This is a genomic window from Streptomyces roseus (assembly GCF_001044425.1).
In the GTDB taxonomy this organism is placed as follows: Bacteria; Actinomycetota; Actinomycetes; order Streptomycetales; family Streptomycetaceae; genus Streptomyces; species Streptomyces roseus.
This window is the reverse complement of the sequence record NZ_LFML01000100.1, coordinates 53948-69823: the sequence shown is the minus strand read 5'-3', so window position 1 is coordinate 69823 and position 15876 is coordinate 53948. Positions and strand designations below refer to the sequence as shown.

At 73.0% G+C, this 15876-nt stretch carries 13 protein-coding genes and 1 pseudogene; 10 read left to right on the top strand and 4 right to left on the bottom strand.

Translation table 11 applies throughout. The features are described from left to right. Both ACS04_RS38965 and ACS04_RS23620 read left to right on the top strand, forming a co-directional pair. Positions 1 to 340: pseudogene (locus tag ACS04_RS38965) on the top strand (hypothetical protein); the annotation flags it as partial. Between the two features lie 7 nt (positions 341 to 347). Then, positions 348 to 1529, top strand: coding sequence for a 3-hydroxybenzoate 6-monooxygenase (locus ACS04_RS23620; RefSeq protein WP_048478719.1), 1182 nt, complete (start codon positions 348 to 350; stop codon positions 1527 to 1529). A gap of 85 nt (positions 1530 to 1614) precedes the next feature. On the opposite strand, the gene ACS04_RS23615 is transcribed toward ACS04_RS23620, so the two are convergent. Then, positions 1615 to 2379, bottom strand: a complete 765-nt coding sequence (locus tag ACS04_RS23615) for an MIP/aquaporin family protein (protein WP_158977473.1) — start codon at positions 2377 to 2379, stop codon at positions 1615 to 1617. A gap of 226 nt (positions 2380 to 2605) precedes the next feature. Here ACS04_RS23615 and asnB point away from each other — a divergent pair, with 226 nt between their 5' ends. Next, entirely contained in the window at positions 2606 to 4459 is a 1854-nt protein-coding gene (gene asnB / locus ACS04_RS23610; protein ID WP_048478718.1) for an asparagine synthase (glutamine-hydrolyzing), read from the top strand. A gap of 65 nt (positions 4460 to 4524) precedes the next feature. Next, a complete protein-coding gene (locus ACS04_RS23605; RefSeq protein ID WP_048478717.1) occupies positions 4525 to 5232 on the top strand; it encodes a DsbA family oxidoreductase in 708 nt (235 codons plus the stop codon). A 38-nt stretch (positions 5233 to 5270) separates the two neighbouring features. On the opposite strand, the gene ACS04_RS23600 is transcribed toward ACS04_RS23605, so the two are convergent. Next, the gene (locus tag ACS04_RS23600; protein ID WP_245236508.1) at positions 5271 to 5984 is read right to left on the bottom strand and encodes a YoaK family protein; all 714 of its coding nucleotides are present in this window, start codon (positions 5982 to 5984) and stop codon (positions 5271 to 5273) included. A gap of 288 nt (positions 5985 to 6272) precedes the next feature. Here ACS04_RS23600 and ACS04_RS23595 point away from each other — a divergent pair, with 288 nt between their 5' ends. The 3 genes from ACS04_RS23595 to ACS04_RS23585 all read left to right on the top strand — a co-directional run bounded on the left by ACS04_RS23595 (position 6273) and on the right by ACS04_RS23585 (position 9022). After that, a complete protein-coding gene (locus ACS04_RS23595) occupies positions 6273 to 6707 on the top strand; it encodes a VOC family protein (protein WP_048478716.1) in 435 nt (144 codons plus the stop codon). A 164-nt stretch (positions 6708 to 6871) separates the two neighbouring features. Continuing rightward, positions 6872 to 8086 carry an RNA ligase gene (locus tag ACS04_RS23590; protein ID WP_048478715.1) on the top strand — a complete coding sequence of 405 codons (1215 nt, stop codon included), beginning with the start codon at positions 6872 to 6874 and terminating at the stop codon, positions 8084 to 8086. Between the two features lie 3 nt (positions 8087 to 8089). Continuing rightward, positions 8090 to 9022 (top strand): phosphatase domain-containing protein, encoded by a 933-nt coding sequence (locus tag ACS04_RS23585; protein ID WP_245236507.1) that lies wholly within the window; start codon positions 8090 to 8092, stop codon positions 9020 to 9022. A gap of 99 nt (positions 9023 to 9121) precedes the next feature. On the opposite strand, the gene ACS04_RS35440 is transcribed toward ACS04_RS23585, so the two are convergent. Next, entirely contained in the window at positions 9122 to 9673 is a 552-nt protein-coding gene (locus tag ACS04_RS35440) for an SH3 domain-containing protein (RefSeq protein WP_053080914.1), read from the bottom strand. Positions 9674 to 10443: 770 nt separating this feature from the next. Between ACS04_RS35440 and ACS04_RS23575 the strand changes: the two genes are divergently transcribed. The 3 genes from ACS04_RS23575 to ACS04_RS23565 all read left to right on the top strand — a co-directional run bounded on the left by ACS04_RS23575 (position 10444) and on the right by ACS04_RS23565 (position 15311). Further along, complete coding sequence (locus ACS04_RS23575) at positions 10444 to 11172, top strand: response regulator (protein WP_048478714.1); 729 nt, start codon at positions 10444 to 10446, stop codon at positions 11170 to 11172. Positions 11173 to 11277: 105 nt separating this feature from the next. After that, complete coding sequence (locus tag ACS04_RS23570) at positions 11278 to 11652, top strand: YbjQ family protein (RefSeq protein WP_048478713.1); 375 nt, start codon at positions 11278 to 11280, stop codon at positions 11650 to 11652. 200 nt (positions 11653 to 11852) lie between these two features. Continuing rightward, positions 11853 to 15311 carry an endo-alpha-N-acetylgalactosaminidase family protein gene (locus ACS04_RS23565; RefSeq protein WP_053080913.1) on the top strand — a complete coding sequence of 1153 codons (3459 nt, stop codon included), beginning with the start codon at positions 11853 to 11855 and terminating at the stop codon, positions 15309 to 15311. Here ACS04_RS23565 and ACS04_RS23560 read toward each other — a convergent pair. Further along, the coding region (locus tag ACS04_RS23560) for a helix-turn-helix domain-containing protein (RefSeq protein WP_048478712.1) at positions 15299 to 15876 on the bottom strand (578 nt) is incomplete at its 5' end. The two genes, ACS04_RS23565 and ACS04_RS23560, sit on opposite strands and share 13 nt — an antisense overlap.

Here is a 15876-nt window from a genome sequence, read left to right as displayed (position 1 = left end):
CCCGCGCCCTGGCAGCACGCCGGCGGATCTGACGGCCGAAGCGGACGCCTGCGCCACGCCGTACGCGAGGACGGCGGCCGCACCGGCGCGCCCGGCGCCCGCGCGCCCTCGGGGTCCACGGGCCATCGGGGTCCACGGGCCGGGCACGCACGCCCCGTACGCCCCGCCCACTGCGCGCGCCCCGCGCGGGGAAGGCCGGGACCGGATCCCCGCACCCCACCGCACCACGCCCGGCGCCGCCGAGAACTCCCGCCGCCGCGACCCCGAGGCCTCCCCGGCACCACGGCACACCCCCTTGCTCTTCCCCCGAACCCACCACCCCATCACACAAGGGATGTGAACCACAGATGGCGAACATACTCATCGCCGGCGGAGGCATCGGCGGACTCGCCGCGGCGCTCGGCCTCGCGGGCCGCGGCCACCGGGTGACCGTTCTGGAGCGCAGGGAGTCGTTCACCGAACTCGGCGCGGGCATCCAGCTCGGCCCCAACGCCTTCCACGCGCTCGACCTGCTCGGCGTGGGCGCACAGGTCCGCGACCGGGCGGTCTACATCGACGAACTGCTGCTCATGGACGGCACCACGGACGAGCCGATCGCCTCGATGCCGCTGACCGGCGACTACCGCGCGCGCTTCGGCAACCCGTACGCGGTCGTGCAGCGCTCCGACGTGTACGAGCCGCTGCTCGAAGGCTGTCGCAGCCATCCCCGGATCGAACTGCGCGGCGGCAGACGGGTGGTGGGGTACGAGCAGCGCGGCCAGGGCTCGGGGGAGGTGATCGCCGTCCTGAGCGACGGCGAGCGGCTCAGCGGCGCGGCGCTGATCGGCGCCGACGGCATCCGCTCGGACATACGGCGCCAGCTGGTCGGCGACGGGGACCCGAGGGTCTCCGGGCACACGATCTACCGCTCGGTGGTGCCGGTGGAGCAGGTGCCCGAAGAGCTGCGGTGGAACACCGTGACCCTGTGGGCGGGCCCCAAGTGGCACTTCGTCCACTATCCGATCGGCGGCGGCGCGTTGATGAACCTGGCCGCGACCCGGGACAACGGCGCGCGGACGGCCGTCGTCGGGCAGCCGGCCGGGCGCGAGCACGTACTGGACGAGTTCCCGGAGCTGGGCGCGACGCCGCGGCGGCTGCTGGAGCTCGGCCGGGACTGGAAGGCGTGGGTGCTGTGCGACCGCGATCCGGTCGACACCTGGACCGACGGACGCGTGGCGCTGCTCGGCGACGCGGCCCACCCGATGCTGCAGTACGCGGCCCAAGGGGCCTGCCAGGCGCTGGAGGACGCCGTGGTGCTCGCCGAGTCACTGGACTGCTGCGAGGACACCGTCGTACAGCGGCTGGAGAAGTACAGCGCGGCCCGCCGGGAGCGCACGGCCCGGACCCAGCTGGTCGCCCGCGAGATCGGCCGCAGGCTGTACCACCCGGCCGGCGAGGCGGCGCGCGAGCGCGACGCGATGCTGCGGAGCCTGTCGCCCGGCGGCATGTACGACGAGGTCGCATGGCTCCACGGGGTGGACCTCGGCTGAGCGGACACCGCAAGGGGGGGCGGCCCCGGTCCCGGACCGAGGGGCCGCCCCCCCTTGCGGTGTCACCTCCCGCGCCGCGAGGTGCTCACGGGCGCGGGCGCACCCGTGCCCACACCCCGCCCGCGAGGAGCGATCCGGCGACGGGCGCGAGCAGGTAGACCCACAGCAGGCCGGTCGTACCGGAGACGAGGGCCGGCCCGAACTGGCGCGCGGGGTTCGCGCCGCCGCCGGAGAGCGGACCGAGGAAGACGATGACGGCCGCGACGCAGCCGCCGATGACGAGCGGCAGCCGGCGCAGCAGCGCCGGACGGGTCCCGAACCAGGCCACGACCAGCATCATCAGGGCCACGGACCCGGCCTCGGCCAGAAACACCTCGGGGGCGCCCCAGCCGGGCCCCGGAGCCAGCGCGGCGTCGCCGACCGCGGCGGCCGCGTCACCCCACACGAGCCGCGCCAGCGCGACCCCGCACACGGAGCCCGCCAGCTGCGCCACGACGAAGGGCAGCACCGCCCTCGCGGGGAAGACGCGCAGCAGCCACAACCCGATGCTGACCGCGGGGTTGAGATGACCGGCGGTCTGTCGGCGCATGGAGGGCCCCAGCACGGCGGTGACGATCGCGCCGACCAGCAGACCCATCACCACCAGCCGGGCGCGCGGGGACGCCGGCAGGACCGGGAAGGGAGAGCCGGGCCCCGCCATCCAGCGGGCGGCCGTGACCACGGTGAACAGCATGGCGGTGGTGAGCGCGAACTCCAGGGCCGCGGTCACCAGGAGGGAAGGCGGGCGCCCGGGCGCGCGTACGCGGTGCCGTGCGGGCGGGGGACCGGTGTCGAGAGACGTCTGTGTCACTCCACCGAAGGTGCGTCCGCGCCCGGGCCGCGGCAATCGGCGGGGGAGCCCTGTGTCAGGTCGCCGGGCCCGGCCGCCGACCCGCGCGCCACCTGACGGAGTGAGCCCCTCGCGGTGGACCGGGGAGTGCGGCCGCTCGACACTCTGCGGAGTCGGCCGAGGTCACCCGTGCATCCGGACACCCGGTCACCTGCTCATCCCCTTCATCGAGAGGAACCGATCACCTATGTGCGGCCTTGCCGGATGGGTCAGCTTCCAGCGCGATCTGACGGCGCACACGGACATCGCGTCGGCCATGACGTGCACCATGGAGTGCCGGGGCCCCGATGCGGGCGGGCTCTGGACCTCGCCCCGCGCGATAGTCGGCCACCGCCGCCTGGCGATCATCGACCTCGAGGGCGGCCGGCAGCCCATGGCCGCCGTCGAGAACGACGACACGCAACCGGTCATCACGTACACCGGCGAGGTCTACAACTTCCGGGAGCTGCGCGAGGAACTGCGCTCCCTCGGACACGAGTTCCGCACGTCCAGCGACACCGAGGTCGTCCTGCGCGCCTACCTGGAGTGGGGCGCCGGCTTCGCGGAACGCCTCAACGGCATCTACGCCTTCGCGATCTGGGACCCGCGCACCGAGGAACTGCTCCTCGTCCGCGACCGGATGGGCGTCAAGCCGCTCTACTACTACCCGACCGCCGACGGCGTGCTCTTCGGATCCGAGCCCAAGGCGATCCTGGCCCACCCCGACGCCGAGGCCGTGGTCGACCCCGAGGGGCTGAAGGAGATCTTCAGCATCGTCAAGACCCCCGGCCACGCGGTCTTCCGCGGTATGCACGAGGTCGTCCCCGCCACGACCGTGCGCTTCACCCGCGAGGGGCACGACGTCACGAAGTACTGGGAGCTCAAGGCCGTCCCGCACACCGACGACCTCGACACGACGATCGCCCGCGTCCGCGAGCTGCTCGAAGACATCGTGGAGCGCCAGCTCGTCGCGGACGTCACCGTCGGCACGCTGCTCTCCGGAGGCCTCGACTCCAGCGCGGTGACGGCGCTCGCCGCCCGGGCCCTCGCCAAGCAGGGCGTCGAACAGCCCATCCGCGCCTTCTCCGTGGACTTCACCGGTCACGACGACCGCTTCGAGACCAACATGCAGTGGGCCGACCCGGACACCCCGTTCGCGGTCGAGGTCGCACGGCAGGTCGGCGCCGAGCACATCATCGTCGAGCTGGAGAACGAGCACATCCTCGACCCAGAGGTGCGCAGCACCGTACTGCGCGCCCAGGACCTGCCGGTCTCCACCGGCGACATGGAGTACTCGCTGCTCATCCTGTGCCGCGCGCTGAAGGAGCGGATGACCGTCGCGCTCTCCGGCGAGGCGGCCGACGAGCTGTTCGGCGGCTACACCTGGTTCCACGACAAGGCGGCCGTGGAGCTCGACAGCTTCCCCTGGCACCACCCCTTCGAGAAGCTCGGCGGCATCGGTGCGCTGCGCGAGGTCGGCCTGTGGGACAGGCTCGGGCTCACCGAGTACGTGAAGGGCCGCTACACCCAGGCCCTCGACGAGGTGCCCCGGCTGGAGGGCGAGGGGGGCTTCGAGGAGCGGATGCGCGAGCGGACGTACCTGAACCTCACCCGCTGGGAGAACTTCCTGCTGGACCGCAAGGACCGCATGAGCATGGCGGCCAGCCTCGAGGTGCGCGTCCCCTTCACGGACCACCGCCTGGTCGAGTACGTCTACAACACCCCGTGGGCGATGAAGAGCTTCGACGGCCGAGAGAAGAGCCTGCTGCGCGCGGCGATGCGCGGTCTGCTGCCCGACTCGGTACTCGACCGGAAGAAGAACCCCTACCCCTCCACGCAGGACCGCGACTACGAGATCGCCCTGCGCGAGCAGGTCGAAGGCCTCCTCGTCGAGGGCGCCCCGGTGCTCCGGCTGGTCGCGGAGGCGGACATCCGCAAGCTGCTCGACCGGCCGGTCGGCGCGTACGCCGTCGGCGGGCCGTGGAGTGCCCGCGCCGTGCTGGAGCGGCTCATCGAGTTCAACACCTGGGTCACCGAGTACGACGTCCGAGTCGAGCTCTGACCGATGCGCGCCGGACCGCCCCTGCGGCGGCCCGGCACCCGAGTCCCACCGCAGGAGGATCTGACATGGTGACACCGACCGAGCGCCCGACCGTGACCGTCTGGTCGGACGTCGGCTGCCCCTGGGCGACCCTCGCCCTGCACACCCTGCGCGCCGCGGCCCGGCGCCGCCGCGTACCGCTGCTCATCGACCACCGGGCGTTCCCGCTGGAGCTGTTCAACCGCGAGCCCACCCCCAAGTTCATCGTGGACCCGGAGATCATGGCGATCGCCGCCCGCCTGCCCGAACTCGGCTGGCGGATGTGGGACGGCCCGGCGCACACGTACCCCGTGACGACGCTGCCGGCCCTCGAAGCGATCCAGGCCGCGAAGGACCCCGCGGTCGGCGGGCTCCAGGGCAGCGACGAGCTGGACGAGGCACTGCGGCGGGCGTTCTACAACGACAGCAAGTGCATCAGCGTGCACGCGGTGATCCTGGACCTCGCCGAGGAGTGCGAGCACGTCGACGCCAAGGCGCTCGCCGAGGCACTGGCCCGCGGCAGCGGCCGGGCCGAGGTGTACGCGCAGTGGCGCACCGCGGAAGGCCCGCAGATCCAGGGCAGCCCGCACTTGTTCGCCGTGGGCGACTACGCCTCGCACAACCCGGGCGCCACGTTCACCTGGACGGGCTCCCCGTACGAGGGCGGGCTTCCGCGGCTGGACGACTACAGCACCGCCTGGGCCGACGAACTCCTCGACGCGCTCCAGGGGGAGGCCCAGGAGGTTTCCGCCTAGGAAGATCCCGGAAGCGGCCGTGCCCGATGGCGGGCGCCTCAGCGGGCCGGTCGTTCGGCCGCCCGCACGGCGCCCGCCAGGGCGATCCACAGGAGCAGCGCCACCGCCGATGCCAGGGCCCAGCGCGGTCCGTGGTGGATCGTCAGCAGGCCGCCCGCCAGCGCCCCGCAGAACAGGGCCGCCACCGAGACGACCCGGCGCACGGCGGCCCTGTCCCACGGGTCGGCGGCCAGGCCGGTCAGCGTCCGGGTGACCACGGTGGTGGTCAGATCGGGTACGCCCAGCCGGAGCACGACGGCGTTCTGCAGCCCCATGCCGAGCGCCAGCACCCCCACGACCGGAAGCGTCCCCGCCCCGGCCGCCGACAGGACGAGGGCCCCGGCCACCAGCACGGTCTGCGCCCCGACCAGCGGCGCGAACGTCCGTGACGGCTCGCGGCCCCGGCGCAGCCGCCCGGCGGCCGTCGCGCCGGCGAGGAACGCGCCGAGCGCCAGCAGGGAGGCCGTGGCCGACAGCTGGCGGTCCCCGGCGACCGCGAACCCGAGGAAGGCCACATTGCCCGTCATGTTGGCCACGAAGGTGTGGTCGAGCCCGAGGTAGCTCACCGCGTCGACGACCCCGCTCACGAAGGTCAGCGCGACCAGCAGCGCCGGCAGCACCCCGTGCGGCCCGTGTCCGCCCTCGGGCCCCGGCGGGAAGAGCAGCGCGGCGAGCCGCCGCAGGATCCCGGGCCGGCCGGCGCCGGCCGTCACCGCGGCTGACCCGCCGCCCCGCGCCCGGCGGTACGGTCGGCCGGCGCGAGGTGCGGCCGATCGGCGCGGCCCGGCCCGGCCGCGGCGCCCGGGCCCGTCCCCCCGGCCTTCCGCGGCAGGAGGCCCACTTGCCCCCGATGGCCGGATTCCATGCACCCACCCCTTCCCGAAAGGGACTTCCGCGAAGAAACCGTACCCGCCGCACGCGCGGCACCGGAGCAACGACCCGGAGTCCGAGGACGGCTTCCGCGGCAGCCGATGTCAGTGCTCCTCAGTAGGGTCCCTCCCATGGCATACACATTCCAGGTGACCATCGACTCCGCCGACCCGCACCCCCTCGCCGACTGGTGGGCCGATGCCCTCGGCTGGGAGGTGGAGCCGACCGACGAGGCGTTCATCCGCACCATGGTGGCCGAGGGCCAGGCCTCCGAAGCGGATACCACCACCCACCGCGGGGCCCTCGTCTGGAAGGTCGGAGCGGCCATCCGCCACCCCGAGGGGCTCGAGCGCGCACCCCGGGTCCTCTTCCAGCTCGTCCCCGAGCCGAAGACGGTCAAGAACCGGGTCCACCTGGACGTCCGCACCGGCTCCGACGATCCGAAGGAGGTCGTCGCGCGCCTGATCGCCAAGGGCGCCCGCCACCTCCACGACCGCAGCCAGGGCCCGTACACCTGGACCACCCTCGCCGACCCCGAGGGCAATGAGCTCTGCATCTCGCACTGAGCTCCGAGCCGCACGCTGCCCGGCCGCCTCGCGCCGAACCCGTCACCACCTGAGCCCCCGGGGCATCAGCCGGGTGGGCCGCAGCCCTGCGGACCAGCGATAATTCGGTACCGGGCCATCCCTCCCGCACGTGAGAATGAGCCATCTCGAACCGGGAGGAACCCATGGGCCAGAGCCAGGCCTACCCGACCCTGCACGACCTGCTCCCGCGACAGGAGCTGGCGGCCGCCATCGACGCCGGGTACGTGACCCGCAAGTCACATCCCGAACTGCCGCTGTCCCTCTACACGTACACGCGGACGGCACAGTACGAGCAGGTCTGGAACCAGGTCACCATGCGCTGCCGCGGACTCGTCGCCGACGACGCGACCGGCGCGATCGTCGCCCTGCCGCTGCCGAAGTTCTTCAACGTCGGCGAGCACGAGGCCGCCCGCCCGTACGCTCCGGCCCTGCCCGACGAGCCGTTCGAGGTCTACGACAAGGTCGACGGCAGCCTCGCCGTGGTCTTCCACTACGCGGGCGGCTGGCGCGTCGCCTCCAAGGGATCCTTCATCAGCACCCAGGCCACCTGGGGCCAGCGCCACCTCGACGGCCGCGACACCTCCGGCCTCGTCCCCGGCGTGACCTACCTCGCCGAGATCCTCTACCCGCAGAACCGCATCGTCGTCGACTACGGCGACCGCCGGGACCTGGTGCTCCTCGCCGCGTTCGGGACGGACGGCACCGAGGTCCCGCTCGCCGAGGCGGCCGTCCACTGGCAGGGCATCGGCTCCGTCGTGAGGGTCTGGCCCGCCATGCCGCTCGCCGAACTGATGGCGCTCGCCGAGTCGAACACGCTGCCCGGGGGCGAGAACGCGGCCGGCACCGACGCCGAGGGCTTCGTGCTGCGGTTCGCCTCCGGCGTGCGCGCGAAGGCCAAGCTGTCCGAGTACGTCCGACTGCACAAGCTGGTCACCGGAGTCACCGAACGGGACATCTGGCGCACCCACGGCATCGAGCGCTTCGCCGGCCTGCCCGCCAGGGAACTGGCGCAGGGCCTGAACTGCACCGCCGCCGACATCGAGGCCGCGGGCGGCAAGCCGCTCGAAGCCCTTCTCCAGCAGGTGCCGGACGAGTTCGACAGCTGGGTGCGCGAGGTCGTCGCCCGTCTGGAGGAGGCGGCGGCCGAGCGCGAGCGCGCCATCGACGAGGCGTACGCGGGGCTCGCCCACCTCGCGGCCGACCGGGGCGCGTTCGCCCGCGCCGCCAAGGCCCTGGCCGACCCCCGGATCCGCGCCGCCGTGTTCCTGCGGCTGGACGGCCGGTCCACCGAGCTCGTCGTGTGGCGGCAGGTGCGGCCCGAGGCGTCCGACCCCTTCACCACCGATGAGGAGAACTGACCAGTGTCCGAAGACCCCGCACGTCCCGTCGTCCACGTCATGACGGGGCTGCCGGCCTCGGGGAAGACGACGGCCGCGCGCGCCCTGCAGGCCGAGGCGGCGGGGCGGATGCGCCGCGTCAACCTGGACGACCTGCGGGCCATGCTCGACCTGCCGGACCCGGAGCGCGGCCGCTCGTACCGGCACGAGCAGACGGTCCTGGCGGTCCAGGACGCGGCCGTCCGGGCAGCCGTCGAGGGCGGGTTCGACGTGGTCGTGGACAACACGCACCTGACCTCGAACATCCCCAAGCGGCTCAAGGCGGCCGTCGCCGGGCTCGCGACCTTCGTCGTGCACGATTTCACCGACGTGCCGGTGGAGGAGTGCCTGCGCCGGGACGCCGCGCGGGAGCGGCCGGTCGGCGAGGAGATCATCCGCATATTGAACGAGAAGCATCTGAGCGCCAAGAAGGGCGGCTGGCGGCTCACCGAGGAGTGGCTGAACGACCAGCCCGCGGTCGAGCCCTACGTGCCTGACCCGGCGCTGCCCTCCGCGGTGATGTGCGACATCGACGGCACGCTCGCGCTGACCGGCGACCGTAGCCCGTACGACTTCTCGCGCTGCGGGATCGACGCGCTCAACGAGCCGGTGCGGTACGCGCTGGACGCCTTCCGGCGCGCCGACGGCGACACGATCGTGCTGCTGTCCGGGCGTGGGGAGGAGCACCGGCCCCAGACCGAGGAGTGGCTGCGCCGGCACGAGGTGCCGTACGACGAGTTGTGGATGCGGCCGTCCGGCGACACCCGCCGCGACGACGTGGTGAAGGCGGAGCTGTTCGACGCCCATGTGCGCCACCGCTACGCGGTGCGGGTGTCGCTCGACGACCGGGACCGGGTGGTCGCGGTCTGGCGCCGGATGGGCCTGCCGACCTGGCAGGTCAACTACGGGGACTTCTAGGAAGGCGGGGCGCCGGCGGGTCCGGGCGTACGGGGCGCGGTGTGGGCGCCGCGGGCCGTACGCCCGGCGGAGCGACCGCCCGGTGCGGGGACCGGGAGGTCAGTCGCACCACTTCACGCGGTCGAGGTTCTTCACGTAACGGGCGGTGACCCAGGCCTCGTTGCGGTCCTCGCGGTCCTTGCGGCCCTTGTTCATGCGGTCCGCCGCCTGAGCCCCGTCCTCGGCGTCCGAGCCGTCCTCGGCGTCCGTGCCGTCCTCCGTGTCCGAGTCCCCCGGCCGGTCCACGGGCGCCTGGCCGTCCCGCTCCTTGACGTGGAGGAGGTACCAGAGGTCGTTGCCGTCCACCTTCTCGCCGCGCACCTTGCACTCGATGGCGACCTTGTGGCCCGGCTTCACGTGCCCCACCGACTCCGACCGGCTGGTCGGCTTGGAACGGAGCTTCAGCGGACCGCGCGAGACGACCTTGCCGACGGAGTACTCCCTGCCCCGGTAGCTGCCGGCCTGGTTGCCGTCCGGTTCGAGGACGACCAGTTGCTGCGACCGGCCGTCGGCCGTCGGACCGTCGTCCGCGACCGCGGTGCCCGCTCCGGCCCCGCCGAGGACCAGGCTTGCGGCGGCGAGGGCGAGGACGGTCCTGGTGGGCTTGCGCATGTGCAGGCTCCTCTGCGAAGACATCCGCCCGGCCGCGGTGGGCCGCGGGCCGGGATGGCGGCCAGTCGGCTGCCACGGTCGACTATGGCGACGGCGGGTCCGGCCGCCCCGGTGACGCACCGCTGCTTAGCCCGAAATGCCCAATAAGTCCAATTGTTTACGGGAGTCGGATCATCGGGACATCGTCGGATCGAAGCGTTCCTGATCCCGCCGATGGCCCGCGCGCACGGGGAGGACGTCAACGGTGCGAACCACGTGTCCGGGCCGCGCGCCCTCGACGACTACCGCACGCGGGCCGTGCCCGCCCCCGAACGGGCACGGTCGCGCGGCGGGGCCCCCGGGGGGGCAGGGCCGGTGCCGGCTCGGGCCGCCTGAAGGGAATCTACGCGCGACCCACCGGCGGGCTCGCCCGTCCAGGGGATGAAATCCGCCTACCCCCCACGGGAGTCACCCTGTACAACCAGGGGTGTACCCAAGGGGGGCGACGTGCAGCTGTCCGCACATCCGGCGACGGGCCGGTGCTCGCGCTGTACACCGAGACCTCCCTCCGCGACCGGCGAGTTCCGGCCGGATGTGCGGGGGCGCGGGTTTCGGCCGTCGCCCGCGGCGGCACCGGTCAGGCTTGATCGGCATGCGGGAGCGGGCCACGATCTACCACGTCACGGTGACCGCCGCACCGGCTCCGGAGGGCGGCTTCGACGTCAGCCTCCGGGTCCCGGTGTCCCGGGCCGCCGCCGAGGCCCGGGCACAGAGTGAACAGAAGAGATGCCATGCTGCGTGTGCTCGTCGTCGACGACCAGTTCCTGATCCGGTCCGGGCTGACCGCGCTCCTGGGTGCCGCGCCCGGCATCGAGGTCGCCGGTGAGGCGGCGGACGGCGAGGAGGCCGTCCGGCTCGCCGCCGAGACCCGCCCCGACGTCATCCTCATGGACATCCGCATGCCGGGCACCGACGGGATCACCGCCACCGAGCGGATCCTCGCCGAGGCCGAGGCCGAGGCCGAGGCCGAGGCCGAGGCGGAGGCCAGGGCGGGGGCAGGGCCAGGAGCCGACGGGGGTACCGGGCGGGTCCCCCCCAAGGTGCTCGTGCTGACGACCTTCGACTCCGACGCATACGTCTTCCGGGCCCTGCGCGTCGGCGCGAGCGGGTTCCTGCTGAAGGACACCCCGCCCGACCGGCTGCTCGCCGCCATCGCCACCGTGCACGCCGGCGAGATGCTGTTCAGCCCCCGGGCACTCCAGGGGATCGTCGCCGCGTACGCCGCCCCCGTCACCCGGGACCCGCACCCGGGCCTCGCGGCCCTGACCCCGCGCGAACGCGAGGTGCTCGGCCTGGTCGGTGCGGGCCTGTCCAACTCCGACATCGCAGAGCGGCTCGTGCTCAGCGCCGCCACCGTCAAGACGCACGTGCACCGCTGCATGAGCAAGCTCGGGGTGTCCAGCCGCGCCCAGGCCGTGGTCCTGGCCCACGAGTCGGGACTCGTCACCCGGCCGTCGTGACGCCGGCGCCCGCCTCCGCCGCCGATGCCGACGGCGTGCGCGGGGACGGCCGGAACGGTCCCCCTCCGGATGCGCGGGCCCGTGCCCGCGGCCAGAGTGGTGGCCATGGGTATCGAAGATTACAGCGGCGGCCCCGGGGCCCAGCAGACCGGCGTCCTGGTCGTGACGACGAACGACGTTCCCGGGTACCGGGTCGAGCGGGTCATCGGCGAGGTGTTCGGCCTCACCGTCCGCTCCCGCCACCTCGGCAGCCAGATCGGCGCGGGCCTGAAGTCGATGATCGGAGGCGAGCTGAAGGGTCTGACCAAGACCCTGGTGGAGACCCGCAACCAGGCCATGGAGCGACTCATCGAAGCGGCGAAGGCACGCGGCGGGAACGCCGTCCTGATGATGCGTTTCGACGTGACCGAGGCCGCCGACGTGGGGACCGAGGTGTGCGCGTACGGGACGGCCGTGGTGATCACCCCGGCAGCCTCCTGATCCTCGTCACCCCCGCCACTCCACCACTGCGCCACACCCCTGCCATCCCCGTCACCCACTTCCGTAAGTCCAGGACGGGGCTCTGCTTTGTCCATGGGCCTGCGCGGGTGCGGTCCGCAAGCTGACAGGTCAGTGAGCGGACCGCGGGCCTCCGTGCCGTGCGGTCTTCCGCCCAGGAAGCACCGACCCCCGGAGGCCCGATGCGCATCCCCCTCTGGCCGACCGCAGCCGCGGTCGCCGGTCTCCTCGCGACCCTGGTCGTCTCCGTGCCCACGGCCTCGGCCGACGATCACGCCGGTCCCGCCGCAGCCGCCGGCGCGCCCGTGACGATCAGCTCGCCCGAGCTGTCCGTCAGCGTCGACAGCGGCTTCCCCCGGGTCGTCGGCTACACCCGGCGGGCCACCGGCGACGTCCTGGGAGGCAACGAGGACACGCTGAGCACCGTCCTCGTCGACGGCACCGCCTACACCCCCACCGTGACCTCGACGCCCTCCGCCTCCGCCGTGGACTACGCGCTGTCCTTCTCCGGGGTGACCATCAGATCCCGGCTCTCGGTGACCGGTTCGGTCGTGGAGTTCAAGGTCACCGCGATCGAGGACACCGCCGCGCTGCGCGTCCACAGCTTCGCCATCCCCGACCACACCCTGGTGAGCGTGCGCAGCGATCAGCCCGGCGCCGCGCTGGCCACCGCGAACATGCACACCGCAACCATCGGCACCGGTGACACCTTCACCCCCGTCACCGCGAGCACCCCGGTCGACCCCGCCGCGACGACGGTGATGTACGGGCTGGCCAGCACCGCGAAGCTGGCCGCGGCCATCGACTCCAACTCCCTCTACGACACGCCCTCCGGCGGCACGGCCCGGGAGAACGGCCGGATCAGCAAGCGGGTCACCGACAAGGGGACCCACCGCCGCGCCGGACTGTGGAGCGGGGCCTGGCTCTACCGGGCGGCGGGCGCCGCCGACACCGACACCGAGCCGCTCCCGTACGCGCGGATCGCGATCACCGGGGACCGCAACGGCGACGGGACCGTCGACTGGCAGGACGCCGCCGTCGCCTACCGCGACATCTGGACCCCGCCCACCGGCTGGCAGCACACCGCCGACCGGGTCGTGCAGCGCATCCCCTTCAACTTCGCCTCCCAGGCCACCCACCCCTTCGCCCAGACCCTCGACGAGACCAAGCGGGTCAGCCTCGCCACGGACGGGCTCGGCCAGTTCGTCCTCCTCAAGGGATACGCCTCCGAGGGCCACGATTCCGCGCACATGGACTACAAGAACATCGCCTCCAAGCTGGGCGGCGCGGCCGGCCTGAACGCCCTCACCACCGCCGGGCACGCCTACAACGCCGACTTCGGCGTCCACGTCAACGCCACCGAGGAGTACCCGGTCTCCGCCACCTTCGACCCGGCCCGTCACAGCGGGGGACTTGGCTGGGACTGGCTCGACCAGTCGTACTACGTGGACACGCGCAGGGACGGCCAGTCCGGCGAGCGGCTCAAGCGGCTGAAGGACCTCAAGACGGCCGCGCCCGGACTCGACTTCCTGTACGTGGACGTCTGGTACGGGGACGGGTACGTGTCCCGCAGACTCCAGCGCGAGATCGGCAGCCTCGGCTTCCAGCTGGCCACCGAGTTCCCCAACACCCTGACCGAGCAGTCCCTCTGGCACCACTGGGCCGCCGACGTCGACTACGGCGGCAGCGACCTCAAGGGCGTCAACTCCACGATCGCCCGCTTCATCGCCAACCACGCGAAGGACGACTGGATCGCCGCGAACCCGCTGCTCGGCGGCGCCGAACTCACCGCGTACGAGGGCTGGCAGGGCAAGAAGGACTACCCGGCGTTCCTGAACACCACCTTCGCCGTCAACCTGCCGACCAAGTACCTCCAGGAATCCCCGATCGTGAAGTGGACCGCCGACACGGTCACCCTCGCGAACGGCACCACCGCCACCACCGCCGGCGGCACCCGGAAGATCACCACCGCCGGGCGCACCGTCCTCAGCGGCGGGAGCTACCTGCTCCCGCGCGACGGGAAGCTCTACCACTGGGACGACAAGGGCGGCCCCAGCACCTGGACCCTGCCCGCCGGCTGGTCCGCGCCCAAGCTGTACGAGCTGACCGACACCGGCCGCCGGCCGGCCGGCGGCCTCGCCGTCAGCGGCGGCCAGATCACGATCGACGCCGCCGCGAAGACCGCCTACGTCGTCACCGACGGAGCCGCGCCCGCCGCTGCCGACCCGAACTGGGGCGAGGGGACCCCGGTGAAGGACCCCTCCTTCTACGCGGGCGACCTGAACGCCTGGACGGTGACCGGGACCGGCGCGGCCGTCACCCGCAACGCCCTGGGCCAGCGCGAGCTCACCTTCGCCGCCGGGACCGGCCCGGCCGTCTCCCAGCAGCTCACCGGCCTCGCCCCCGGCACGTACGCCGCCTCCGTGTGGGTCTCCACCCCGGCGGGCCGGGCGACCACCTTGACCGTTGCCCCGGCGGGCGGCGCCCCGGCGTCCGTGTACGCCGACTCCTCGACGCTGACGAACGACCTGGGCGGCAGCGAGAAGAACGGCACCGGGATGCAGCGCATGAAGGTGCTCTTCGACGTACCGGCCGGACAGAGCGCGGCCACCCTCACGCTGTCCGCCGCCGCGGGCTCCGGCACCGTCCGCCTGGACGACGTACGGGTGGTCCGTTCGGCCCGCACCCCGCTTTCCGGCCACTGGTTCACCGAGGACTTCGAGAACGTGGACGCCGGCTGGGGCCCCTTCGCCTTCGGCGGGGCCGGCGGCTCGGCCACCGATCCGCGCACGCACATAGCCCAGCGCAACGCCCCGTACACGCAGGCGGGTTGGGACGGGAAGCTCGTCGACGACGTGATCTCGGGACAGAACTCGCTCAAATCGCACGAGGAGCGCCAGGGGCTGGTCTACCGCACCCTTCCGCAGACGCTGCGGCTCACGCCCGGCCGCTCGTACAAGGTCACCTTCGCTTACGAGAACGGCTTCTCGGGCGACTACCGGTTCATCACCGGATCCGGCGGCACCGAGACGGCGACGGCGCTGAACCAGGCGCGGACGCCGACCACCTTCACCACGACCTTCACCGCCGGGGCCGACGCCTGGATCGGCATCCGCAAGGTCACCGGCGAGGGCTCCCACAACGAGGCGGACCTCGTCCTCGACGACCTCGCGATCGACGACCTGGGGCCGGCGGGCGGCGGTGAACGCCTGGTACCGCAGGGGCAGATGGCCGTGAAGGCCGTCGACAGCCAGGAGAGCGCCGGCGAGAACGGCAGCGCCGCCAACGTCCTGGACGGCGACCCCGCCACCATCTGGCACACCCAGTGGTACGCGGCCACCGCCCCGATGCCGCACGAGATCACCCTCGACCTGGGAGCCCCGTACAACGTCTCGTCGCTGTACTGCCTGCCCCGGCAGACCCAGAGCAACGGCCGCATCGCCGACTACCAGGTGTCCACGTCGGCGGACGGCGTGACCTGGGCGACCGCCGCCACGGGCACCTTCGCGAACACCACCGCCCGGCAGGACGTCCCGTTCACGGCCCGGACCGCCCGCTACGTCAAGCTCAAGGCCACCAGGGAGGTGGGCGGCAACCCCTGGACCTCGGTCGCGGAGCTCAACATCGGCTATCGGCCCTGAGACCGGGGGAGCGTCGACTGCTGCCGGCGGAAACGGACGGGCGCCATGCCCACCCTGCGGCTGAACAGCCTGCTGAAATAGGCCGGATCCTCGTACCCGACCCGCCGGGCGATCCCCGCGACCGGCAGGTCGGTCCGGGCCAGCAGCTCCTTCGCCCGGCTGAGCCTGATCCCGAGGAGGTACTCCTTGACCCCTTCCCCGGTGCTGCGCCGCACGGCCGCGCGCAGCTCGGGGAGGGGGATCCCGAGCCGGGCCGCGTGCTCGGCCACCGGGATCGGCAGCAGCGCGTCGCGGGCCAGGGCGTCCATCACCGCGTCCCCGTGCCGGGACACCTCGGCGCGGGCGTAGCGCAGCGCCACGAGCAGCCCGTGGACGGCCGCGGCGGCCTCCACCTCCAGCAGCGGTCCGCCGCGCCGGGCCGCCCGTACGATCCCGTCGACCACGTGCCGTACGCCCTCGGTCCCGCTCAGCGGCACCAGCGGGCGGTCCGGGGTGACGTAGCCGAGGTCGGTGTAGGCCTCGACTCCGCGTCCCGCGAAGTCCACGAAGCACTCGTCCCAGCCGG

Excerpts from the sequence above, each read along its gene's own strand:
- asnB (WP_048478718.1), top strand. The coding sequence starts at position 2,606 with ATGTGCGGCCTTGCCGGATGGGTCAGCTTCCAGCGCGATCTGACGGCG.
- ACS04_RS35440 (WP_053080914.1), bottom strand. The coding sequence starts at position 9,673 with ATGCGCAAGCCCACCAGGACCGTCCTCGCCCTCGCCGCCGCAAGCCTG.
- ACS04_RS23565 (WP_053080913.1), top strand. The coding sequence starts at position 11,853 with ATGCGCATCCCCCTCTGGCCGACCGCAGCCGCGGTCGCCGGTCTCCTC.
- ACS04_RS23595 (WP_048478716.1), top strand. The coding sequence starts at position 6,273 with ATGGCATACACATTCCAGGTGACCATCGACTCCGCCGACCCGCACCCC.
- ACS04_RS23570 (WP_048478713.1), top strand. The coding sequence starts at position 11,278 with ATGGGTATCGAAGATTACAGCGGCGGCCCCGGGGCCCAGCAGACCGGC.
- ACS04_RS23575 (WP_048478714.1), top strand. The coding sequence starts at position 10,444 with ATGCTGCGTGTGCTCGTCGTCGACGACCAGTTCCTGATCCGGTCCGGG.
- ACS04_RS23590 (WP_048478715.1), top strand. The coding sequence starts at position 6,872 with ATGGGCCAGAGCCAGGCCTACCCGACCCTGCACGACCTGCTCCCGCGA.
- ACS04_RS23620 (WP_048478719.1), top strand. The coding sequence starts at position 348 with ATGGCGAACATACTCATCGCCGGCGGAGGCATCGGCGGACTCGCCGCG.
- ACS04_RS23605 (WP_048478717.1), top strand. The coding sequence starts at position 4,525 with ATGGTGACACCGACCGAGCGCCCGACCGTGACCGTCTGGTCGGACGTC.